This is a genomic window from Methylobacterium brachiatum (assembly GCF_900113845.1).
Taxonomy (GTDB): Bacteria; Pseudomonadota; Alphaproteobacteria; order Rhizobiales; family Beijerinckiaceae; genus Methylobacterium; species Methylobacterium brachiatum.
Genome location: NZ_FOQW01000025.1, coordinates 59,153 through 79,321 on the forward strand (window position 1 = coordinate 59,153; position 20,169 = coordinate 79,321).

A 20,169-nucleotide genomic window follows, 5' to 3' on the forward strand; every position below is an offset into this window, starting at 1 on the left:
TCCTTGGCACATAACCACGCGGTGGGGCTTGGCGATCGACCCGCTGCGGCGCCCGGTACCGGCTACGAGACCGCATTCGATCCTTCAGACGGAGCTATCGTGTCGATCAAAGCCGCCCTGCACCACGTCACGCATTACCGCTACGACCGGCCGATCAGCCTCGGCCCACAGGTGGTGCGCCTGCGCCCGGCTCCGCACGCGCGCACCAAGGTGCCGGCCTACGCGCTGACGGTGACGCCCGCCAACCATTTCCTGAACTGGCAGCAGGATCCGAGCGGCAACTGGCTCGCCCGGCTGGTCTTCCCGGAGAAGACCGACGAGCTGAAGATCGAGGTCGACCTCACCGCCGAGATGGCGGTGATCAACCCGTTCGACTTCTTCGTGGAGGATTACGCGCAGACCCGCACCTTCGCGTACGAGCCCGACCTGTCGGAGGAGCTGGCGCCCTACCTGATGCCCGTGGACGCGGACGGGCCGGAGATCGAGGCGCTGCTCGCGCGGCTGCCCGAGGAGACCAGCACGGTCCTGTTCCTGGTGGCGCTCAACGGCATGATCGCCCGCGAGATCGCCTACGGCGTGCGCCTGGAGCCGGGGGTCCAGACGCCGGCCGAGACGCTGCGGCTCAAGAGCGGGTCCTGCCGGGATTCGGCCTGGCTGCTCGTTCAGGTGCTGCGCCGGATCGGGCTCGCGGCCCGGTTCGTCTCCGGCTACCTGATCCAGCTCGTGCCCGACACCACCGCGGTGGACGGCCCGGCCGGCGCGTCGGCCGACTTCACCGACCTGCACGCCTGGGCCGAGGTCTACCTGCCGGGCGCCGGCTGGATCGGCATGGACGCGACCTCCGGGCTGCTCACCGGCGAGGGCCACATCCCGCTCGCCGCGACCCCGCATTACCGCTCGGCCGCGCCGATCTCGGGCGTGGCGGAGCCGGCCGAGACCGAGTTCGGCTTCGAGATGCGGATCACCCGGGTCGCCGAGACGCCGCGGATCACCAAGCCCTATTCCGAGGCGGTCTGGTCGGCCATGGACGCGCTGGGCGAGCGGGTCGACGCCGACCTCGTGGCCCAGGACGTCCGGCTGACCATGGGCGGCGAGCCGACCTTCGTGTCGGTGGACGATTTCGAGGCGCCGGAATGGAACATCGCCGCCGTCGGCCCGACCAAGCGGCGGCTGGCCGACACGCTGATCCGGCGCCTGCGCGACCGCTTCGGCCCGGGCGGCCTGCTGCATTACGGCCAGGGCAAGTGGTACCCCGGCGAGAGCCTGCCCCGCTGGGCCTTCGCCCTGTACTGGCGCAAGGACGGCAAGCCGATCTGGAAGGATCCGGCCCTGATCGCCCCGGAAGCGGGCGAGGGGTCTGAAGGCACCGCCACGATCGCCCAGGCGCAGGCGCTGGCCGACACCCTGGCCCGCCGGCTCGGCTTGTCCGACTACGTCTTCCCGGCCTTCGAGGATGGCGAGCTCTGGGAGAAGAAGGCCGCGGAGCTGCCGGTCAACGTCACGCCGGCCGCCGCCAAGTCCGGCTCGGTGGAGTTCGACGCCCGGATCCGGCGCGTCTACGCCCGCGGCCTCGGCGAGCCGGCGGGCTACGTCCTGCCGCTCGCGAGCCTGCCCACCGGCAAGGACGGCGACGCCGACCGAGTCTGGATCTCGGAGAAATGGGAGTTCCGCCGGGGCCAGGCCTTCCTGGTGCCGGGCGATTCGCCCCTCGGCTTCCGGCTGCCCCTGTCGTCCCTGCCCTACGTGCCGCCCGAGCACTATCCCTATTACCAGCCGCAGGACCCGCTGGAGGCCCGCGGCGCCCTCCCCGACGACCCGACCGCCGGGACTGTCGTGAACGGCGCCGGCATCACCGGCGTCGCGGTGCGCACCGCTCTGGCGATCGAGCCCCGGGACGGGATCGTGCGGGTGTTCATGCCCCCGACCCAGCGCGCCGACGAGTATCTCGAGCTTGCCGCCCATCTCGAGGCGGCCGCCGCCGCGCTGAAGCTGCCGATCCATATCGAGGGCTACGAGCCGCCCTACGATCCGCGCATCGGCCTGATCAAGGTCACCCCCGATCCCGGGGTGATCGAGGTCAACGTCCACCCGGCCGCCTCCTGGCGCGAGGCGGTGGCGATCACCACCGACCTCTACGCCGAGGCCCGGCAGACCCGGCTCGGCGCGGAAAAATTCATGGTCGACGGGCGCCATACCGGCACCGGCGGCGGCAACCACGTGGTCATGGGCGGCGTCACGCCGGACGATTCGCCGTTCCTGCGCCGGCCTGACCTGCTCAAGAGCCTGGTGCTCTACTGGCAGCGCCACCCGGCGCTCTCCTACCTGTTCTCCGGCCTCTATATCGGCCCGACCAGCCAGGCCCCGCGGATGGACGAGGCCCGCCACGACGGGCTCTACGAGCTGGAGATCGCGCTCGCCCAGATCCCGGCCCCCGATGCGCCCAATATCCCGCGCTGGCTGGTCGACCGGGTGTTCCGTAACATCCTGGTGGACGTGACCGGCAACACTCACCGGGCCGAGATCTGCATCGACAAGCTGTACTCGCCGGACGGGCCGACCGGGCGCCTCGGCCTCCTGGAGTTCCGGGCCTTCGAGATGCCGCCGGATGCCCGCATGAGCCTCGCGCAGCAATTGCTGCTGCGGGCCCTGGTGGCGTGGCTGTGGCGGGAGCCGCAGACCGGCGGATGTGTCCGCTGGGGCACGACGCTCCACGATCGGTTCATGCTGCCGCATTTCCTCTGGGCCGACTTCCTCGGGGTGCTGGAGGATCTCGGGGCGGCAGGCTACGCTTTCGACCCGGTCGCGTTCGAGGCGCAGGCCCAGTTCCGTTTCCCGGTCTTCGGCGTGGTCGAGCAGGGCGGGGTCCGGATGGAACTGCGCCAGGCGCTGGAGCCCTGGCACGTGATGGGCGAGGAAGGGACGAGCGGGGGCACCGTGCGCTTCGTCGACAGCTCGGTCGAGCGGCTTCAGGTCAAGGTCGAGGGTTTCGTGCCCGAGCGGCACGTCATCGCCTGCAACGGCCGGCGGCTGCCCATGACCGGCACCGGCCGGGCCGGCGAGGCCGTGGCCGGCCTGCGCTTCAAGGCGTGGCAGCCGGCCTCGTCGCTGCACCCGACGATTCCCGCCCACTCGCCGCTGACCTTCGACATCCTGGACGCCTGGAGCGGGCGCTCGCTCGGCGGCTGCCGCTACCACGTCGCCCATCCGGGCGGCCGCAACTACGAGACCCACCCGGTCAACGCCTACGAGGCGGAGGGGCGCCGCCTCGCCCGCTTCGAGCCGCTGGGCCACACGCCGGGCCGGATCGAGATGCCCCGCGCCGAGGCGAGCGCCGAGTTCCCGCTCACCCTCGACCTGCGCATGCCGGCCCCGACATGACCGGGGTCCGGTGATGGAGGCGGCGCTCGCATCCGGCGCCGCCCGGGCCGAGGCGGTCGAGAGCCCGCGGGAGCGCGTCGCGCGCTGGACCGCGGGCTACCGGCCCGCCCCCGGCCGGCCGGACGAGTTCCTGGGGCCCGACGGTGCCCCGCGCGGGGCGTGGCCGCGCCTGCTCGACCATCTCGGCGCGCTGACCGAACCGGAGATCCTGGCCCGCTTCGTCTCGGCGGAGCGGCACATCCGGGATGCCGGCATCTCCTTCCGCATCTCCGGCGACCAGCGCGAGCATCCCTGGCCGCTCGGCTGCCTGCCCCTGGTGATCGAGGGGGCCGAGTGGCGCGACCTCAGCGCCGGCATCGTCCAGCGCGCCGAGTTGATGGAGGCAATCCTCGCCGATGCCTACGGCGCGGGCCGGCTGGTCGCCGACGGGCTGCTGCCCGCCGCGATCGTGGCCGGGACGCCGGAATTCCTCCATCCCCTGCACGGGGTCGCGCCCCCCGGCGGCCATTACCTGAAGCTCTACGCCGCCGATCTCGGCCGGGGGCCCGACGGGCGCTGGCAGGTTCTGGCCGACCGGACGCAGGCGCCCTCGGGCCTCGGCTGGGCGCTGGAGAACCGCATGGTCCTGGCCCGGACCTTCCCGGACTTCTTCCAGGACCTCCATGTCGAGCGCCTGCCGGCCTTCTTCCAGGCGTTCCGCGAGGGGCTGGCGCTGGGGGCCGAGCGCTCCGACCCGCGCATCTGCCTGCTGACCTCGGGCCCCTACAGCAGCACCTATGTCGAGCAGGCGGCGCTCGCCCGGTATCTCGGCCTGATGCTTGTCGAGGGCGACGACCTCGTCATGCGGGACGGCGCCCTGCACGTGCGCACCGTCTCGGGGCTGAAGCGGGCCGACGCCCTGTGGCGCCGGATCGACGCCGATTATCTCGATCCCCTCGAGCTGAACCCGGCCTCGCGGCTGGGCGTGCCTGGCGTGATCGAGGCCCTGCGCAACGGCTCCCTGGTGATGGCCAACATGCCGGGCTCGGGCCTGGTCGAGTCCGCGGCGCTCGCCCCCTATCTCGACGGCATCGCCCGCCGGCTCCTGGGCGAGCCCCTGCGGCTCGGGCATCCGCGGGCCTGGTGGTGCGGCGACCTCGAAGGCCTGGCCCACGCGCAGGCGAATCTCGACAGCCTGATCCTGCGCCCGGCCGCCACGCCCCAGCGCGGGGCGGGGCGCGACGCGATGCTGGCCCCCCAGGCCCTGGCGGCCGAGCGGGCCCGGGTCGTGGCGGCCCTGCGCGACCGGCCGTTCGACTACGTCGCCCAGGAGGCCGCGCCGCTCTCGACCATGCCCGGCTGGGAGCGCGGCGAGGATGGCGGCCTCGTCCTGGTGCCCCGCCCCTTCGTGGTGCGCGTCTTCGCCGCCCGGACCGCCACGGGCTGGCAGGTGATGCCGGGCGGCTTCTGCCGGGTCTCCGAGCGCGAGGATGTCGACCCGATCGAGATGCGGCTCGGCATCCGCTCGGCCGACCTGTGGGTGCTGTCCGAGAGCCCGGTCGAGGCGCCGCTGATCGGCTCCCATGCGGCCCCGCGGGTGCGGCGGGTGGGCGGCCACCTGCCCTCCCGGGCCGCCGACGGCCTGTTCTGGCTCGGCCGCTACCTCGAGCGCACCGAGGCGGTGATCCGGCTGGTCCTGGCCCATCTGCGCAGCGTCGGCGATGCGGTCGGGGCCGACATCTCCGGGGCCCTCGACACCCCGGCCGCCCTGGCCCTGCGGGCGATCCTCTACGATTGGGGCGCCATCGGCGCCACCGACCTGCCCACCGCCCGGCTCGCCCAGGAGGCGCTGACCGGGCGCGAGCTGTACGGCTCGGCCCGCGCCCATATCGTCTCGGCCCGGCGCAACGCCGCCGCGCTCCGCGCCCGGCTCTCCGGCGAGGCCTGGCGGGTGCTCGCCGACCTGATCGAGAGCGTATCCCTGGACACCGAGCGGACCTTCACCGAGTCGCAGATCGCGGGCCGGGCCGAGCGGGCGCTGAGCCAGCTGGCCGCCCTATCGGGGCTCACCCACGAGAACATGAGCCGGGCGGAGGGCTGGCACTTCGTCGAGCTCGGCCGGCGCGTCGAGCGGGCGATCAACACCTGCACCTTCGCGCTCTCCTTCGCCAACGACGAGGCGACGCCGGGCTGCCTGGGGGTGATGCTGTCGCTGTGCGATTCGCAGATCAGCTACGGCCGGCGCTACATGCAGGGCGCGGCCCTCGACCCCGTGCGCGACATGGTGCTGCTCGACCCCTACAACCCGCGCTCGATCGCCTTCCAGGCGGAGGCGATCGCCCGGCATCTCGACGATCTGCCGGCGCTGTCGGCCGACGGCATCCCGGAGCCGCATCGCCGCCTCGCCTCCCGGATCCTGGCGGAGCTGCGCAGCGGCGAGGCCGCCGATTTCGACGCCGTGCGCCTCACCGCCCTGGAGACCGACCTCGAGCGCCTCGCCGACGGTATCGCGGTGCGCTACTTCCCGGCCGGGCCGAACGCCCTGCGCCCGGAAAAGCTGACGGGCCTCGCGTGATGAGGGGCGCCGCGCAATCCGGCCCGGATTCCTGTTCCTGCGTCAGGATCGCCGCAAAACCGATGGCCCTTTCGGCCTATGATGCGCGCGTCAGACATCGAATCGCGCGGCCGCCGGGATGATCTACACGCTGCGCCACCGCACCACCTACCGCTACGGCAAGCCGGTGCGCTTCGCCCGCTGCGCCCTGCGGCTCAAGCCGCAGGACGGCGAGGGGCAGAGCGTGCTGGCGAGCGCCGTGACCATCGACCCGAGCCCCACCAATGCGGTGATGCGGCGCGACTATTTCGGGATCGAGGCCGTGGCGATCACCCTCGATACGCCCCACACCACCTTCAGCGTCGAGGCGCTGTCCACGGTGCGGGTCGAGCGCCGCGTGCCGCCGGAGCCGGAATCCGGCCAGGCCTGGGAGCGGGTCCGTGACGCCGTGGTGGCCTCGCGCGACCTCGGCGGCCGGGCGCCGGTCCATTTCCTGTTCCCGAGCGGCCGGGTGCCCCTCGTCCCCGACGTGACCGAGTATGCCCGGGCCAGCTTCGCGCCTGGCCGCAGCGCTTACGGGGCGGCCCACGACCTGATGCTGCGCATCGGGGCCGATTTCCGGTTCGATGCCAAGGCCACGCATGTGCGCACGCCGCTGGCCGAATCCTTCGCCCTCCGGGCCGGGGTCTGCCAGGATTTCGCCCATGTGATGATCGCGGGCCTGCGCGGCATGGGCCTGCCCGCGGCCTATGTCAGCGGCTATCTGCGGACCGTGCCGCCCCCGGGCAGGCCGCGGCTGCGCGGGGCGGATGCGAGCCACGCCTGGGTGGCGGTCTGGTGCGGCGAGGGTTGGCTCGGCCTCGACCCGACCAACGGCGTGCCGGTGCGGGACGACCACATCGTGGTGGCCCGCGGCCGGGATTACGGCGACGTGGCGCCGGTGGACGGCATCGTCAGCGGCTCGGGCAAGCAGCGCCTGAAGGTCGAGGTCGACGTGATCCCCGAGACCGAGACGCAGGATCTCGCCCTGGTGGGGTGAAACCGCGCCCGGCCGTGTCGCTCCGCGCCGTGACGGCGCGGTGTCGGGGCTGCCCGCTTCGCCTTGACGTCCCCCGCTCCGGCCTCCCATCTGTTCCCTGTAACGGAGGCGGATGCATCGATGGTCACGCCCATCGCTCACAGGGTCCGGAAGCGTCGGGATGCCTTGCGGGCGGCGGGGCTCCGGCCGGTGCAGATCTGGGTGCCGGATACGAGCCGGCCGGGTTTCGCGGAGGAATGTCGGCGGCAATCGCTGCTGGTGGCGGCAGCCGATGCCTCCGATCCTGAGCTGAACGCCCTTCTCGACGCCGCCCTCGCGGATCTCGACGACCCGGCCGAGACGTGAGGCGCGGCGATCTCGTGACGGTCGCCCTGGCGGGCGATTTCGGGAAACCGCGTCCCGCCCTCGTGATCCAGTCCGACGCCTTCGCGCAGACCGGCACCGTGACGGTCCTCCTTCTATCGACGACGTTGGTGGACGCACCGCTGATCCGGCTGACCGTGCAGCCGACGCCCGAGAACGGCTTGAACAGGCCGTCTCAGATCCAGATCGAAAAGGGCATGTCGGTGCGGCGCGAGAAGGTCGGGCCGCCGATCGGCCGCCTCGATGACGCGACCCTGCTGGCGGTGACGCGCTCCCTCGCGCTGTTCCTCGGCCACGCGTGATCCGGGCTCTGAAAGTCATCTGGGCGGCCGGATCGGCCGGCCCTCACCACATCGTCTTGGCGGCCCGGGCCGGCCATTCCGCGTCGTAGGCCTGGCCGCCGACATCGCCCGCGGTGAGCGTGGCCAGGATCGCCCCGGGGCTCGGCAGCTCCGCCGGATCGACCCGGGCCTCGGGCTCCCACAGCCGGGACCGGACGATCGACCGGGCGCACTGGAAATACGCCGCCTCGACCGTGATCACGAGGGCCGTGCGCGGCGCGTGGCCGTCCACCCGGAACGAGTCCAGCAGCTCCGGATCGGCCGAGATCACCGCTTTGCCGTTCACCCGGAAGGTCGTGCCCGAGCCCGGGATCAGGAACAGCAGCGCCACCCGCGGATCGCGCACGACGTTGCGCAGGGAATCGATCCGGTTGTTGCCGCGCCGGTCCGGCAGGATCAGCGTGCGCGGGTCGGCGACCCGGACGAAGCCCGGCCGGTCGCCCCGGGGGCTGCAATCGAGCCCTTCGGGGCCGGATGTCGCCAGCACCGCGAACGGCGCGGCGGCGATCAGCGCGGCGTAATCCGGCGTGATCGCCGCCGTGACCTTGGCCACGGAGGCGGGGGCCAGCGGCGCATGATAGATCGCCTCCAGCTGCGCGACGGTCTCGACGATCATCGCCGTCAGGCGACCTTGGCCGCGCCGGCCGTGAAGGCGGCGTGCTCGGCCACCAGGGCGCCCGACAGGGCCGACGCGATCAGCGCCCGGGTCTCCGCCACCCCGTACAGGGCCACGAAGGAGCCGAAGCGCGGGCCCCGCGCCTCGCCGAACAGCACGTTGTACAGGCTCGTGAACCAGGCCTGCGACACGCCGGGCCGCCCGTCCGGGCTCTTGGCCTTGCCGGACAGGTCCGGGAAATGCCGCCGCCCAACCTCGTAGACCGCCGCCTGCAGGGCCTCCGGGTCGGTGGAGCCGTCATGTGCCGCAAGGGTTTCCGACAGATCTTCCAGGGCGGCCCGCTCCTCCGGGGTGGGCTCGCGGTAGGTCTTGGCCGGGCGCACGAAGTCGGAGAAGTACGTCAGGGCGTGGACCACCAGCCGGTCGAGGCCCGGATGGGTCTCCGGCCCGGTCTGCGGCGCGTAGCGGCGGATGAAGCCCCACAGCACCGCCGGATCCTCGGTGTTGGCCACCGCGGCGAGGTTGAGCAGCATCGCGAAGGTCAGGCTCGCGCCCTCGACCCGCTCGGGCTCCGGCGGGTTGCCGGCATGCAGGTGCCAGACCGGGTTGCCCAGCCGCAGCTTCGCGTCCTGGCCGGCATAGCGGTCGAGGAAGCCGATATACTCGTCGACGTGGCGCGGGATCACGTCGAAGAACAGGCGCTTGGCCTCCCGGGGCTTGTTGTACATGAACAGGCCTAGGGATTCCCGCGTGCCGTACTTCAGCCACTCGTCGATGGTCAGGCCGTTGCCCTTCGACTTCGAGATCTTCTGGCCCTTCTCGTCGAGGAACAGCTCGTAGTTGAACCCGTCCGGCGGCTCGCCGCCGAGCGCCCGGGCGATCTTGCCGGACAGCTTGACCGAGTCGATCAGGTCCTTGCCGGCCATCTCGTAATCGACGCCCAGCGCCACCCAGCGCATCGCCCAGTCGGGCTTCCATTGCAGCTTGGCGTGGCCGCCGGTCACCGGGGTCTCGTAGCGCTCGCCCGTGGCGGGGTCGCGCCAGACCAGGGTGCCGGTCTCGACCCGCACCTCGTCGATCGGCACCTGCATCACGTGGCCGGTGACCGGGTGGAGCGGCAGGAACGGCGAGTAGGAGGCCGAGCGCTCGGCGCGCAGCGACGGCAGCATGATCTCCATCACGGCGTCGTAGCGCTCGAGCACGCGCAGCAGCGCCGCGTCGAACCGGCCCGACGTGTAGTAGTCTGTGGCGGAGGCGAACTCGTAATCGAAGCCGAAGCTGTCCAGGAAGGCGCGCAGCCGGGCATTGTTGGCCGCCCCGAAGGACGGGTACTCGTTCGAGAACGGGTCCGGGATGCGCGAGAGCGGCTTGCCGAGATGGGCGGCCAGCATCTCGCGGTTCGGCACGTTGTCCGGGACCTTGCGCAGCCCGTCCATGTCGTCCGAGAAGGCAAGCAGCCGGGTCGGCACCGCGTCCCGCGTCAGCACCCGGAAGGCGTGGCGCACCATGGAGGTGCGGGCGACCTCCCCGAAGGTGCCGATATGCGGCAGCCCCGACGGCCCGTAGCCGGTCTCGAACAGAACCTCGGTCTTGCCGGATTTCTCCAGCCGCGCGACGAGCTTGCGCGCCTCCTCGAACGGCCAGGCGGCGGCGGTGGCGGCGGCCTCGATCAGGTCGGGGTCGAGGGGCAGGGCAGGTGCGGTGGGCATGATTTCGTGGGTGACGGAACGCTGGGATCGCGTACCCTAGAGCGGTTCGAGCCCCAGCGGAACGCCCGTGGGCGCAATCCGGTGTCCCGGGGGCGTTCGGGGCAGGCTGATCGGGTTTAGCGCAGCCTCACAAACCAAATTTGGCCCGGATGACGCGCACCTCGGCATCGGTCGCGAAATCACCCCGCGCGGCCCCGGATTCGTCGAGTTCCGCCTCCTCTTCCGGGGTGAACTGGTAGAGGGGCGCCTCCTCATTGACGAAGGCCAGCATCACACGGGCGATCTCGTCCTGCATATCCGGGGCGAGGTCCCGTGCCTTCGCCACGGCCTTGTCGAGGAGATCCGTCATGCCTCGATCCTGTCGGGGCGGCCCGGCGCGCAGCGCAGGATCCCCGATTCCCGGCTGGGAAGAAAGCCCCTCAGAACGGGCTCACCGGGAAGAAGCGCAGGTACAGCTCGGTGTATTTCCCGTCGTCCCAGACCCGCTGGAGCGCGTCGTCCAGCGCCCGGGACAGCGCCGCATCCTCCTGGCGGGTGATCAGCCCGATACCCTCGCCGAAATAGCGGTTCTCCAGATAGTCGCCGCCGATCAGGGCGCAGCAATTGTCCGCCTCCTGGCCGCCGACATAGAGGGCGAGGTTGAGGCCGTCGGCGAACAGATAGTCGATCTCGCCGCGCTTGAGCGCGCCCTCGGCGGCGGCAAGGTCGAGGAACTCCTTCGGGACGGCCTTGGGGAAAAAGGCCTTGAGGTAGGCCGCATGCGCGCTGCCGCCCATCACCCCGACGCTGCGGCCGGCCAGCGCCGCGGCCGAGGGGACCGGCAGGCCCTTGTCGGTGCGCGCGGCGAAGCGCGCCGGCCAGCGGAAATACGGGCGCGTCGCCAGGAATTTCTCGCGCAACGTGGCGGTCAGGGGGACGGCGGCCGCGATCACGTCGCCCTGCCGGCCGTCCAGGGCGTCGAGCAGGGTATCGAACCGGCGCGCCTGCACCGTGCAGGTGATCGTCAGCTTCTCGCAGACCGCGCGGGCGAGCTCGACCGCGAAGCCGGTGGGGTTGCCGTCGGGGCCGGCGAAGTGCAGCGGCGGGAACTCGTCATCGGTCAGGAACCGGATCGCCCGGCCGGTCTGGGGCGCCTCGACCCGCTCGCCCCGGCTGCGCGGGTTCCAGAAGTTCGGGACCGTCACGGCGGGCGTCGCGGCTTGTGTCGCGGCCGGCGGCGCGGCGCTGGCGGGGCCGGATCCGGCCCATAGGAGCGCCGTGAGCACGACCATCCCGAGGGACGATCGCGCGCGTCGTCCGCCCGACCTTGACGACGGGAAGACGGCGATGCTCCTCTCGGAGGACGGGAATCGGGTCTGGCTCACACCCCTCCCCTAGCACGTCCGGGAGCCACCGGGGGAGCGCCGGCGTGTCGGTCCAGCGCCTGCCCACGGCCGAATTCGCGCACAGGATCTCCCTGCCGCCGGAGATCGGTTTCCTGCTCGCCGAGGGTGTCGACGCCCAGCGGCTGATCCGGGCGGCCCGGGACGCCGCCGCTTCCGGCACCGACGCGGCGACCGCCCTCCTGAATGCCGGGCTGCTGGACGAGACGGCGTATTATCGTGCCCTGGCCCGGAAACTCGGTGCCCCCTATCTCGACGGGCCGATTCCGTTCGGGCTGGGGCTGCGCTTCCCCGACAGCCTGGTCGCCGGGCTCGCGCCGCTGGCGCCCGGATCGGTCGCCCCCTGCGTGCTGGCGCCCCGCGGCCGGCTGATCGCGGAGCTTCTCGACGCCCCCCGTCGCGCCGCGATGCCGGCGATCACCAGCCCGACGCATCTGCGCGAGGCGGTGTTCGCGGCGATCCCCGGGGCGGTGGCCGATCACGCCGCGCAGGATCTGCGGCGCCACAGGCCCGAGCAGGCCGTGCCGCACGAGCCCGCGAGCCGGTGGCTGCTGCTCCTCGCGCTCGCGTCGATCGCGGCGCTGTGCCTGTTCGCCCTGCTCCCGCCGCCCCTCGCCCGTGCGGTGACCCTGGCGGGCCAGGGCCTGTTCCTGGCGATGACGACGTTCCGGCTGACCGCGCCGGTCATCGCCGCCCCGGTCGCCGCCGCCCCGGTGGACCTGCTCCCCGACGCCGAGCTGCCGGTCTACACGGTGCTGGTCGCGCTCCATCGCGAGGCCGCGGTGGTGCCGCGCCTGATCCAGGGGCTCGCGGCCCACGATTATCCGGCGGCCAAGCTGGACATCAAGCTCCTGATCGAGGCGGACGACCCGGAGACCGCGGCGGCCTTGGCACGGATCGTCCTGCCCGCCCGGTTCGAGGTGATCACGGTGCCGCCGGGCGCGCCCCGCACCAAGCCGCGGGCGCTCAACGCCGCCCTGCCGCTCGCCCGCGGTGCCCTGCTCACGGTCTACGATGCCGAGGACGTGCCCGATCCCGGGCAGCTGCGGCTCTCCGCGTCGCTGTTCGCGCGCCTGCCCGAGCGCACCGCCTGCCTGCAGGGCCGCCTCGTGATCGACAATGCCGGCGATTCGCACTTGGCCCGCGCCTTCGCGCTCGAATATGCGGGGCTGTTCGACGTCCTGAACCCGGCGCTCGCACGCCTCGACCTGCCGGTCCCGCTGGGCGGAACCTCGATGCACCTGCGCACCCGGGTGCTGCGGGACTTGCGCGGCTGGGATTCCTGGAACGTCACCGAGGATGCCGATCTCGGCATCCGGCTGGCCCTCGCGGGCTACGCGGTGGGCGACCTGCCGAGCGCCACGATCGAGGAGGCGCCCGCCCGGCTCGGCCCCTGGCTGGCCCAGCGCACCCGCTGGCTGAAGGGCCTGATGCAGACCAGCCTCACCCACGGGCGCCGCCCGCTGGCCAATGCCTGCCGGCTCGGCGGACTGGAGGCGCTGTGCGCGGCGGCGCTGGTGCCCGGCACGGTGGCCTCTTCCCTGGCCTATCCGGTCTGCCTCGCCTGCGCGGTCTGGAACTTCCTGGTCCTGGAAATCCCCGCCGCCCCGTCCTTCGCGGACAATCTCGCCGCGGGTTTCGCCATCACCCTGTTCGGCGTGGGATTTGCCGCCATGGTCCTGCCGGCCCTGGTCGGCTGCACCCGTCGCGGCTGGGGCGACCTCGCGCAATCGACCCCCTGGATGCCGGCCTACTTCCTGCTCGTCAGCCTGGCCGCCTGGCTGGCCCTGATCGAGCTGGTCCGCGCGCCGGTGCGCTGGAACAAGACCCAGCACGGCCTGTCCCGCACCTCCCGCAGCGGCCGGCTGCCCCGGCGGGCGTCGTAAAGCGCGGATTCGGATGACACAGATGTTGCCAGCGCACGGAACTTTGGGAACAGTCGGCCAAGGCGGCTCGTTCGGCCCTTGCGGCACGTCGCTTTGGCGAGCCGGAGACGACTAGGACAACTCTATGGCTACCGGTACCGTGAAGTGGTTCAACGAGACCAAGGGCTACGGCTTCATCCAGCCCGATGATGGCGGCAAGGACGTGTTCGTCCACATCTCGGCTGTCGAGCGCGCAGGGATGCGCAACCTGATCGAGGGGCAGAAGATCTCCTACGACGTCGAGGCTGATCGGCGCAGCGGCAAGGAGAGCGCGGCCAATCTGAAGGCCGACTGAGCTTTCCCGATCCGGGACCGGAGCGGGCGCCCGCGCTTGCGCTTTGGCTAACCGGAGCTGCCTATCATCGGTTTCGCGAGCCGCGTTGCGTATCGGCTCGCGCCGGTGACATCGACGACCTCCCCGCTGCCCCGTGATCGGATCGGGACGCGGGGGGGCGTGTCACGCAGGACCCTCTTCATCCGACGCCGCGACCGAAACCTGGCTCTCCGGAGCCTGCGGGCCCGGATGCATCAGGGTCGCGTGCCGGTCATGCGCCTTCCAGACCGGCAGCGAGCCTTCCCGGACGAACATCGCGAAGGCTTCCACCGCCTCCCAGCGCGCGAAGGCCTGCTCCCCGTCGAGGGCGCGACCGACGATGCAGGCGCCCTCGGGCGCCTCCAGATCGGGGGATGACGCCGGGCTGCGGCGCTCCAATGCGAAGACCACGCCCGATCGATCAGGCCTGAGCGCGTCCGGCAGAGCCCCGATCCGGCGCCAGAGACAATGCCATTGGACACAGGTCTCGGGACGCTCCGCGTAGATCCCGCAAGCCCGGCCGGTGTTGTGCCGACACAGGATTCCCGCGGGCTTGTCGAGCGCCTTGATCTCCAGAACCCGGCAACAGGCCGTGCAGGCGCCGCAGGAGCGACCGGGGACGAGGCCGCCTGCGGCGTGCGGGGCCGTCAAACGCGGAGGGCCGCGGCCGAGGAGGTCATCGATGATCCTGTGAGGGGCCGACGCGCGGAATGCGGCGTCAGCAAACGCGGCGGGATGCCGGCCGGTGATGTTACAATGTTGCGAAACGTCCCCCGCGGTGGAGAGCCTCGCCGATGCCAGAGAATGCCACGCTCTGGGACCTCGTGACCGACGAGCGCATCGCCATCGAGGCGGTCGGCCGCGCGGTCGACGCCTATCTCGCCGAACCGACGACGCAGGACCACCCGATCGGGCCGGATCACGTCCTCGATCTGGCCGCGGCCGTCGCGGCGCATGCTTTCGCACCCGCCACGATGGTCGATGTCGAGGCCGACGAGCCGGCCCGCCGCATGGCGGTTCGATCGGCCCTGCTGATGGCGCGCCCCACGGCGCGATGACGCGCCGGCCGCCGGCCCCGCACTCGGCCGCATCGCCCCGTCCCGGAGCGGCGCGGCCGGGAGGCCCTACTCGTCGTCGTCGTCGTTGACCTCGACCAGGTCGGCGGTGTTCTCGTCGTCCTCGTCGACCACCAGGGTGTCGTCCTCGACCGTCTCGCCGTCATCCTCGATATCCAGGGCGTCGTCGCCCTCGGTATCGGTGTCCTTGTCGGCTTCCTCGGCTTCGACCTCGTCGAGCGACACGAGCTCGGGGCCCTCGGCCTCGTCCTCCTCGTCGGCCGGCGCCTCCTTGCGGGCCACGACGGGCGGGGCGGCCCGGCCGAACGACGTCGCGACGGCGGTCGGGACGACCTCGCCCGAATAGGGGGAGACGACGGGATCCTTGTTGAGGTCGTAGAACTTTTTCCCCGTCGTCGGGCAGATCCGCTTTGTACCAAGGTCCGGACGCGCCACTGCAACTCTCCTTAGAACGTGTTCGATGCCGGATTGCCGGCGTGGTTTCGAGCCTGTGTAGCACAGGACGGCGTCCGGCTACCCCTCCGTTGCGCCCTCTGTGCAGGGCGCATCACGGATCCTTGGCGGGCGGGCAGCCCTTTCCGGCCGGGAATCCGGATGCCCGCGACCGGGTCACGACCGGCCCGGCGGACCTGTCCGGAAGCCCGGATCGCGCCGCCTCGCCGGTGCGTCGCCCCCAGCCCATGACAGATTGCGCCGCGGAATGTCCGCAGGTGACTGGCATCCGCGCGGCAAGGCTGGCATAGGGCACTTATGTCAGACGTACCACACCCCTACTCCATCGAGGTCTCCCCCATCGCCAAGCCGGAGGGCCATTTCCAATGGGCCATCCGCCGGAGCGGTAAGCTGATCGAGCGATCCGATCGCCCGCATCGCAGCGAGGCGAAGGCGTATGAGAGCGCCATGGAGGCCATCGAGCGGGCGATGAAGCCGGGCGCCGACGGCGGCCGTCGCTGAGCGCATGAGGCCGGCGGCCCTGCCTCACGGCCCGTGAGGCGGCGCGCCGCACCGAATCAGGTCGCGATCCCGGTGCCCCACCCTTCGGCGGGCGCCCCGGAAACGTGCGTCCGCCGCCACCGGCCTCGCGCCATGGCGGCGGTGCGGTCGGCCATGCGTCGCATTCCGGACAGCAATCGCGGCCGCGGCTAGAACCAACTGCGGCCCAGCTCGTTGTCCAACATGCCGCAGCGGAAAGACCAGACTGACTGCACCTGCGCGACCCTGCGGGAACGCCTCGCGTTCAACATCCTGTTGGACGAGCTGGCCATCGCGGCGTTGTCGGACGCGCTGGCGCTCCTGCACGCCACCGGCGATCCGGGTGCCACGCAGATCGAGCACACGATCCGGACCCACCGCATCGCCATCCTGAAACAGCGGGTCATCCTCGGCGCCGCGGGCATCGAACTCGAATGACCGGGGCGGCGCTCTTCGTCGTGCGGGCGAGGAAATCTCACGGGACCGCAACGTACAATTGCCCGACCGCGGAATGGGCGCTCAGGAAGCTGGGCGATTTCCAGGCTGCCGGCCATGACAGCATCAGCATCGTCGGACCGGACGGGCAGAGCCTGACCGAGGCCGAGCTCCGCGCGATGATCGACGGTCCCGGGGCCGCGGCGCACAAAGCCGACCGCGTCACGGCCGATCTCAAGTCGTGAGCCTGCCGGTCGCGCCGCGAGCGACAGCGGCCCGGGATCAGCATTCCGGCAGGTTCACCGCGAGCCCGCCCAGGCTGGTCTCCTTGTACTTGGCGCTCATCTCCTCGCCGGTCTGGCGCATCGCCGCGATGCAATTGTCGAGCGGCATGAAGTGCGAGCCGTCGCCGCGCAGCGCCAGCGAGGCCGCGGCCACCGCCTTGGTGGCGCCGATCCCGTTGCGCTCGATGCAGGGCACCTGAACCAGCCCGGCCACGGGATCGCAGGTCATGCCGAGGTGATGCTCGAGGGCGATCTCGGCGGCGTTCTCGACCTGGGCGGGCGTCCCGCCGAGCACGGCGCAGAGGCCGGCCGCCGCCATGGCGCTGGCCGACCCGACCTCCCCCTGGCAGCCGGCCTCCGCCCCGGAGATCGAGGCGTTGTGCTTGATCAGGCCGCCGATGGCCGCGGCCGTCAGGAGGAATTCGGGAATCCGCGCCGGATCGGCCCCGATGCAATGGTCGAGGTAGTATCGGGCCACCGCCGGGACGACCCCGGCCGCGCCGTTGGTGGGCGCCGTCACGACCGCGCCGCCGGCCGCGTTCTCCTCGTTGACCGCCATGGCGTACACGCTCAGCCAATCCGTCATGACGTGCGGCTGGGCCATGTTCGAACCGTGCTCGCGTTCGAGCTGGTCCCGGATCCGCTTGGCCCGGCGCTTGACCCGAAGGCCGCCGGGCAGCTCGCCCTCCCGGGACAGGCCGCGCTCGACGCACGCATTCATCGCCTGCCAGATCCGGGTGAGGCCCGCCTCGACCTCCGCCTCGGAGCGGCCGACGACCTCGTTGGCACGCTTCATCGCGGCCACCGACAGGCCGCTGTCGCGCGCCATGCGGAGCATCGCCGCCGAACTCTCGAACGGATAGGGCCAGAGCCGGAGATCCGCGGCGGTGCCGGGCGGGGGCACGTCGGCGGCGCGCTGGGCCGCGGTGACCACGAAGCCGCCGCCGATCGAGTAGAAGGTCTCGGACAGGAGCGGCGCGCCCGCCGCGTCGAGGGCGGCGATCACCAGGCCGTTGGCGTGGCCGGGCAGCGGCGGTCCGTAATCGAACACGATCGCCGTCTCCGGGTCGAAGGCGAGGACCGGCAGGTCCTCCGGGGCGAGCCGCTTCTCGGCGCGCAAAGCCTCCAGCCTGCGCTCCGCGTCGTCGATCGCGATGTCGGCCGGCCGGAATCCCAGGAGGCCGAGCGCCACGGCGCGGTCGGTGGCGTGTCCGCGGCCGGTGAAGGCGAGCGAGCCGTGCAGCGTCACCCGCAGGGCGGCCGCCGCGGCCCGCGCCTTGTGCCGGCGCAGGAGATCGAGGAAGTCGGCGGCCGCCGTCATCGGCCCCATCGTGTGGGACGAGGAGGGCCCGAGGCCCGGCTTGAAGACGTCGAACACGCTGAGAAACATCGGTTTGCCTATACCGGCCGCGATACCCCGTCACGGGCCGCGGCGATCCTTCATCGAAGCCACGACCGGCGCCGGCCGACGGCGCTCCTGCCGGTGCGGCGATCCGCTGTCGACGCCGACAGGGCCCCGATGGAAGAAACGCGCCACGTGCCGATCGGGCCCGGGATCGCCCATGGCCGCGCTCGGGCCCAAGGATGTATCGGGGGCGCATGGGCGGAGGCTTGCCGCGGACGCGCCAGCGGTGCCGGAAGCGCGTTCCGCCGGGCGCTGCAGCACGCGTCGGGGGTTAAGCCGCGTCGGCGGGGTCCTTGATCGCCCCGGGGGCCTGCTCTGCCGTCCGGGGAGCCGCGCTGCGGTCTGCCCTATCTTGGGAAGCCGGGTCGGACGCCGGTTGCGGGTAGCCATTCGCACCGAGGCGCTTCCGGCCGGCGCGGGCGCTGGCCTTCTCGTCCTCCGGAGAGGGGTGGGCGCTGCCGCTCTGATCCCGGGCCATGACGATCTCCTGACCTCACATCCAACCGGTGAGGCGGCCCCGGGTTCTGTGTCGGCGGGAGGCGAGCCTCGCCCCGGTATCGGATCCGGGACGAGGCGTCAGCTGCGGCCGGGGCGAGGAGCCCCGGCGCGCGGCGGCGTCAGTAGCGGCAGAGGCGCCGCGGGCCGAAGGGCGTCGGGCGGAAGAAGCAGCGGGGGCCGTAGAAGCGCGGCCGACGGTATATCGGGCGGCAGCGGCCGTAGGGCCCGGGCGCGAAACCGGGACCGCAGCCATAGGCGACGGTGCTGATCGGCGCGGCCCCGGTGACCGTATCGGCGGCCAGCGGCGCCAGGGGCGCGGCGCCGGCGGAGGCGAAGCCGAGGCCGCCGACGACGGCCGCGGCTGCCGCGAGCATCTTCACGTGCATCATGGTCAGACCCTCTGTGCAGGCTTGCACCGGATCCGCCCGGCGCAAGATGCTGGGGAGATTGGTCCGGCGGCCTGAATAGAGGCTGACCTTGGCCTTTACCGCCCAGAAACAAACGGGCTCCCGGCCCGCGGGGCCCGGATGCGGCTTACGGGCTGCGGGGCTTGTCGCGCTCGGCGCCGAGGCTCTTGCCGCCCCGGGCCGCCTCCTCGGCCTCGGTGCCGGCCCGCTCCATCGGGCCGTCCTGCGGCTTGACCGTGCCGGTGGCCGTGTCCAGCGGGGCGTTGGCCAGGCCCTCGCTCTCGGGCTTGCCCTGGGGCATCCGCTGAGCCTGCGTGTCGGTCGGCACGTCAGCCATGCTGTGTTCCTTCAACGTCGGAGGGCCCGGCCTTCGGGGCCGGATCCGAAGGGGCCGGGGTGGCGCCGGCGGGAACGGCCGGCGGCGTCGGGTGGTGCTCGGCGGCTGCCCGTGCCCGACGCTGGGCGTCGTACTCGGTGTTGGCGAGATCCTGCGTGTTGGTCGTCGGCGCGTCTTGCATGCGGAGGCTCCCTTTCGGGGACAACCCCGTGAGAGGCCGGCGGTATCCGACCGCGCGGATTGGCCCGTCGGGCGGGGCGACGGGTGGGGCCGACCTTCGGTCGCAGCGCACGGACAAGCCGCCGAGGAACGGCGCTGCCGGCCTCGTGTTGATGGCCCAATCGAGATCCGCGAGGCGCAGCGATGTCAGGAACCGCCAAGAAAACCGATCCGAAGCTGTGGGACAAGGTCGAGCACGAGGTCACGGAGTCCGACAAGGGCGGCAAGCCCGGGCAATGGTCGGCCCGCAAGGCCCAGATGGCGACCGCCGAATACAAGAAGGAAGGCGGCGGCTACGCCGGCAAGAAGGATCCCGACAACCACCTCCGGCAATGGACCGAGGAGGAGTGGGGCACGAAATCCGGAACGGAGAGCGGCAAGACCGGCGAGCGCTACCTGCCCAAGAAGGCCCGGGAGAGCCTGACCGACGCGGAATATGCGGCCAGCACCGCCAAGAAGCGGGCCGATACGCGCAAGGGCAAGCAATTCTCGAAACAGCCCAAGGCGGCGGCCGAGAAGGCTGCTGCGGCGCGCGAGGGCGGGTCTTCAGGCGTGACGAAGGCGGCGCTGATGCGCAAGGCCCGGGCGCAGAACGTGCCGGGCCGCTCGCGGATGTCGAAGGCCGAGCTCGCGCACGCCGTACAGGCCTAGGGAGGCGGAAACGAAGACGTCCCGGGATGTGATCCCGGGACGCTCCTCGACTAAGCGACCAGTCTGATCGGGCTGGGGATGCTTAGGTCAAGCGGTTTGGCGAGGTCTTAGTACGAGCCGAACTTGTAGTTCAGGCCGGCGCGGACCACGGCGAACTCGTCGTCGCGGCGGCCGACATTGCTGTAGGCGACCGGGAAGTTGTTGGCGGCGTTGACCACCAGCGCGCCCTGGTTGCGGGTGTTGCGGTCGAGGTTGACGTACAGGCCTTCGACCTTGAGCGTCACGG

At 71.8% G+C, this 20,169-nt stretch carries 22 protein-coding genes and 1 pseudogene; 12 read left to right on the forward strand and 11 right to left on the reverse strand.

Annotated features, from left to right (window positions below):
* Positions 1–99 precede the first annotated feature (99 nt).
* From BMZ47_RS25235 to BMZ47_RS25255, 5 genes are all read left to right on the forward strand, one after another.
* On the forward strand, positions 100–3,378 hold the full coding sequence (locus tag BMZ47_RS25235) for a transglutaminase family protein (RefSeq protein WP_091864850.1): 3,279 nt from the start codon (positions 100–102) through the stop codon (positions 3,376–3,378).
* A gap of 13 nt (positions 3,379–3,391) precedes the next feature.
* Positions 3,392–5,932: a circularly permuted type 2 ATP-grasp protein gene (locus BMZ47_RS25240; protein WP_091864852.1), complete on the forward strand. Its 2,541-nt coding sequence runs from the start codon at positions 3,392–3,394 to the stop codon at positions 5,930–5,932.
* A 118-nt stretch (positions 5,933–6,050) separates the two neighbouring features.
* A complete protein-coding gene (locus BMZ47_RS25245) occupies positions 6,051–6,950 on the forward strand; it encodes a transglutaminase family protein (RefSeq protein ID WP_007563097.1) in 900 nt (299 codons plus the stop codon).
* Between the two features lie 120 nt (positions 6,951–7,070).
* Positions 7,071–7,295, forward strand: a complete 225-nt coding sequence (locus BMZ47_RS25250; protein ID WP_007563098.1) for an antitoxin MazE family protein — start codon at positions 7,071–7,073, stop codon at positions 7,293–7,295.
* The gene (locus BMZ47_RS25255; protein WP_091864854.1) at positions 7,292–7,615 is read left to right on the forward strand and encodes a type II toxin-antitoxin system PemK/MazF family toxin; all 324 of its coding nucleotides are present in this window, start codon (positions 7,292–7,294) and stop codon (positions 7,613–7,615) included. Before BMZ47_RS25250 ends, BMZ47_RS25255 begins: the two co-directional genes overlap by 4 nt.
* A gap of 43 nt (positions 7,616–7,658) precedes the next feature.
* Here BMZ47_RS25255 and BMZ47_RS25260 read toward each other — a convergent pair whose 3' ends face one another.
* The 4 genes from BMZ47_RS25260 to BMZ47_RS25275 all read right to left on the reverse strand — a co-directional run bounded on the left by BMZ47_RS25260 (position 7,659) and on the right by BMZ47_RS25275 (position 11,250).
* Positions 7,659–8,270: a pyridoxamine 5'-phosphate oxidase family protein gene (locus tag BMZ47_RS25260; RefSeq protein WP_091864856.1), complete on the reverse strand. Its 612-nt coding sequence runs from the start codon at positions 8,268–8,270 to the stop codon at positions 7,659–7,661.
* A gap of 5 nt (positions 8,271–8,275) precedes the next feature.
* Positions 8,276–9,979, reverse strand: coding sequence for a lysine--tRNA ligase (locus BMZ47_RS25265; protein ID WP_091864858.1), 1,704 nt, complete (start codon positions 9,977–9,979; stop codon positions 8,276–8,278).
* A 127-nt stretch (positions 9,980–10,106) separates the two neighbouring features.
* Positions 10,107–10,328, reverse strand: a complete 222-nt coding sequence (locus tag BMZ47_RS25270; RefSeq protein ID WP_091864860.1) for a hypothetical protein — start codon at positions 10,326–10,328, stop codon at positions 10,107–10,109.
* Between the two features lie 70 nt (positions 10,329–10,398).
* Entirely contained in the window at positions 10,399–11,250 is an 852-nt protein-coding gene (locus BMZ47_RS25275) for a transporter substrate-binding domain-containing protein (protein WP_007563108.1), read from the reverse strand.
* Positions 11,251–11,387: 137 nt separating this feature from the next.
* Here BMZ47_RS25275 and BMZ47_RS25280 point away from each other — a divergent pair, with 137 nt between their 5' ends.
* Together BMZ47_RS25280 and BMZ47_RS25285 are read left to right on the forward strand one after the other, a co-directional pair.
* The gene (locus tag BMZ47_RS25280) at positions 11,388–13,247 is read left to right on the forward strand and encodes a glycosyltransferase family 2 protein (RefSeq protein WP_091864862.1); all 1,860 of its coding nucleotides are present in this window, start codon (positions 11,388–11,390) and stop codon (positions 13,245–13,247) included.
* 124 nt (positions 13,248–13,371) lie between these two features.
* Positions 13,372–13,581, forward strand: coding sequence for a cold-shock protein (locus BMZ47_RS25285; RefSeq protein WP_007563113.1), 210 nt, complete (start codon positions 13,372–13,374; stop codon positions 13,579–13,581).
* Between the two features lie 162 nt (positions 13,582–13,743).
* Here BMZ47_RS25285 and BMZ47_RS25290 read toward each other — a convergent pair whose 3' ends face one another.
* Positions 13,744–14,010, reverse strand: coding sequence for a hypothetical protein (locus BMZ47_RS25290; RefSeq protein WP_244536937.1), 267 nt, complete (start codon positions 14,008–14,010; stop codon positions 13,744–13,746).
* A 383-nt stretch (positions 14,011–14,393) separates the two neighbouring features.
* On the opposite strand from BMZ47_RS25290, the gene BMZ47_RS25295 reads away from it, so the two are divergent.
* Positions 14,394–14,657 (forward strand): hypothetical protein, encoded by a 264-nt coding sequence (locus BMZ47_RS25295; protein WP_007563117.1) that lies wholly within the window; start codon positions 14,394–14,396, stop codon positions 14,655–14,657.
* Positions 14,658–14,723: 66 nt separating this feature from the next.
* On the opposite strand, the gene BMZ47_RS25300 is transcribed toward BMZ47_RS25295, so the two are convergent.
* The gene (locus BMZ47_RS25300) at positions 14,724–15,110 is read right to left on the reverse strand and encodes a TIGR02300 family protein (RefSeq protein ID WP_007563119.1); all 387 of its coding nucleotides are present in this window, start codon (positions 15,108–15,110) and stop codon (positions 14,724–14,726) included.
* 315 nt (positions 15,111–15,425) lie between these two features.
* Between BMZ47_RS25300 and BMZ47_RS25305 the strand changes: the two genes are divergently transcribed.
* From BMZ47_RS25305 to BMZ47_RS25315, 3 genes are all read left to right on the forward strand, one after another.
* On the forward strand, positions 15,426–15,629 hold the full coding sequence (locus BMZ47_RS25305) for a hypothetical protein (protein WP_007563121.1): 204 nt from the start codon (positions 15,426–15,428) through the stop codon (positions 15,627–15,629).
* Positions 15,630–15,842: 213 nt separating this feature from the next.
* On the forward strand, positions 15,843–16,085 hold the full coding sequence (locus BMZ47_RS25310; protein WP_139221060.1) for a hypothetical protein: 243 nt from the start codon (positions 15,843–15,845) through the stop codon (positions 16,083–16,085).
* Positions 16,082–16,327 (forward strand): hypothetical protein, encoded by a 246-nt coding sequence (locus BMZ47_RS25315; RefSeq protein WP_091864864.1) that lies wholly within the window; start codon positions 16,082–16,084, stop codon positions 16,325–16,327. Before BMZ47_RS25310 ends, BMZ47_RS25315 begins: the two co-directional genes overlap by 4 nt.
* A gap of 37 nt (positions 16,328–16,364) precedes the next feature.
* Here the strand turns inward: BMZ47_RS25315 and BMZ47_RS25320 are convergent, their stop codons facing one another.
* The 4 genes from BMZ47_RS25320 to BMZ47_RS28250 all read right to left on the reverse strand — a co-directional run bounded on the left by BMZ47_RS25320 (position 16,365) and on the right by BMZ47_RS28250 (position 19,194).
* Positions 16,365–17,756, reverse strand: a complete 1,392-nt coding sequence (locus BMZ47_RS25320) for an L-serine ammonia-lyase (RefSeq protein ID WP_091864867.1) — start codon at positions 17,754–17,756, stop codon at positions 16,365–16,367.
* 632 nt (positions 17,757–18,388) lie between these two features.
* Positions 18,389–18,658 (reverse strand): GCG_CRPN prefix-to-repeats domain-containing protein, encoded by a 270-nt coding sequence (locus BMZ47_RS25330; RefSeq protein WP_091864871.1) that lies wholly within the window; start codon positions 18,656–18,658, stop codon positions 18,389–18,391.
* Positions 18,659–18,803: 145 nt separating this feature from the next.
* Positions 18,804–19,013 carry a hypothetical protein gene (locus BMZ47_RS25335; protein ID WP_007563133.1) on the reverse strand — a complete coding sequence of 70 codons (210 nt, stop codon included), beginning with the start codon at positions 19,011–19,013 and terminating at the stop codon, positions 18,804–18,806.
* Complete coding sequence (locus tag BMZ47_RS28250) at positions 19,006–19,194, reverse strand: hypothetical protein (protein WP_139221061.1); 189 nt, start codon at positions 19,192–19,194, stop codon at positions 19,006–19,008. The genes BMZ47_RS25335 and BMZ47_RS28250 overlap by 8 nt, the downstream gene beginning before the upstream one ends.
* A 182-nt stretch (positions 19,195–19,376) precedes the next feature.
* Here BMZ47_RS28250 and BMZ47_RS25340 point away from each other — a divergent pair, with 182 nt between their 5' ends.
* A complete protein-coding gene (locus tag BMZ47_RS25340; RefSeq protein ID WP_091864874.1) occupies positions 19,377–19,883 on the forward strand; it encodes a hypothetical protein in 507 nt (168 codons plus the stop codon).
* A gap of 107 nt (positions 19,884–19,990) precedes the next feature.
* On the opposite strand, the pseudogene BMZ47_RS29050 reads toward BMZ47_RS25340, so the two are convergent.
* Positions 19,991–20,169: pseudogene (locus tag BMZ47_RS29050) on the reverse strand (porin family protein); the annotation flags it as partial.

Bases quoted from the DNA above. Each gene is read 5' to 3' on its own strand.
- BMZ47_RS28250 (WP_139221061.1), bottom strand. From the start codon at position 19,194: ATGCAAGACGCGCCGACGACCAACACGCAGGATCTCGCCAACACCGAG.
- BMZ47_RS25275 (WP_007563108.1), bottom strand. From the start codon at position 11,250: ATGGTCGTGCTCACGGCGCTCCTATGGGCCGGATCCGGCCCCGCCAGC.
- BMZ47_RS25285 (WP_007563113.1), top strand. From the start codon at position 13,372: ATGGCTACCGGTACCGTGAAGTGGTTCAACGAGACCAAGGGCTACGGC.
- BMZ47_RS25305 (WP_007563121.1), top strand. From the start codon at position 15,426: ATGTCAGACGTACCACACCCCTACTCCATCGAGGTCTCCCCCATCGCC.
- BMZ47_RS25320 (WP_091864867.1), bottom strand. From the start codon at position 17,756: ATGTTTCTCAGCGTGTTCGACGTCTTCAAGCCGGGCCTCGGGCCCTCC.
- BMZ47_RS25315 (WP_091864864.1), top strand. From the start codon at position 16,082: ATGACCGGGGCGGCGCTCTTCGTCGTGCGGGCGAGGAAATCTCACGGG.
- BMZ47_RS25340 (WP_091864874.1), top strand. From the start codon at position 19,377: ATGTCAGGAACCGCCAAGAAAACCGATCCGAAGCTGTGGGACAAGGTC.
- BMZ47_RS25330 (WP_091864871.1), bottom strand. From the start codon at position 18,658: ATGATGCACGTGAAGATGCTCGCGGCAGCCGCGGCCGTCGTCGGCGGC.
- BMZ47_RS25265 (WP_091864858.1), bottom strand. From the start codon at position 9,979: ATGCCCACCGCACCTGCCCTGCCCCTCGACCCCGACCTGATCGAGGCC.
- BMZ47_RS25260 (WP_091864856.1), bottom strand. From the start codon at position 8,270: ATGATCGTCGAGACCGTCGCGCAGCTGGAGGCGATCTATCATGCGCCG.
- BMZ47_RS25245 (WP_007563097.1), top strand. From the start codon at position 6,051: ATGATCTACACGCTGCGCCACCGCACCACCTACCGCTACGGCAAGCCG.
- BMZ47_RS25295 (WP_007563117.1), top strand. From the start codon at position 14,394: ATGCCAGAGAATGCCACGCTCTGGGACCTCGTGACCGACGAGCGCATC.
- BMZ47_RS25335 (WP_007563133.1), bottom strand. From the start codon at position 19,013: ATGGCTGACGTGCCGACCGACACGCAGGCTCAGCGGATGCCCCAGGGC.
- BMZ47_RS25250 (WP_007563098.1), top strand. From the start codon at position 7,071: ATGGTCACGCCCATCGCTCACAGGGTCCGGAAGCGTCGGGATGCCTTG.
- BMZ47_RS25240 (WP_091864852.1), top strand. From the start codon at position 3,392: ATGGAGGCGGCGCTCGCATCCGGCGCCGCCCGGGCCGAGGCGGTCGAG.
- BMZ47_RS25270 (WP_091864860.1), bottom strand. From the start codon at position 10,328: ATGACGGATCTCCTCGACAAGGCCGTGGCGAAGGCACGGGACCTCGCC.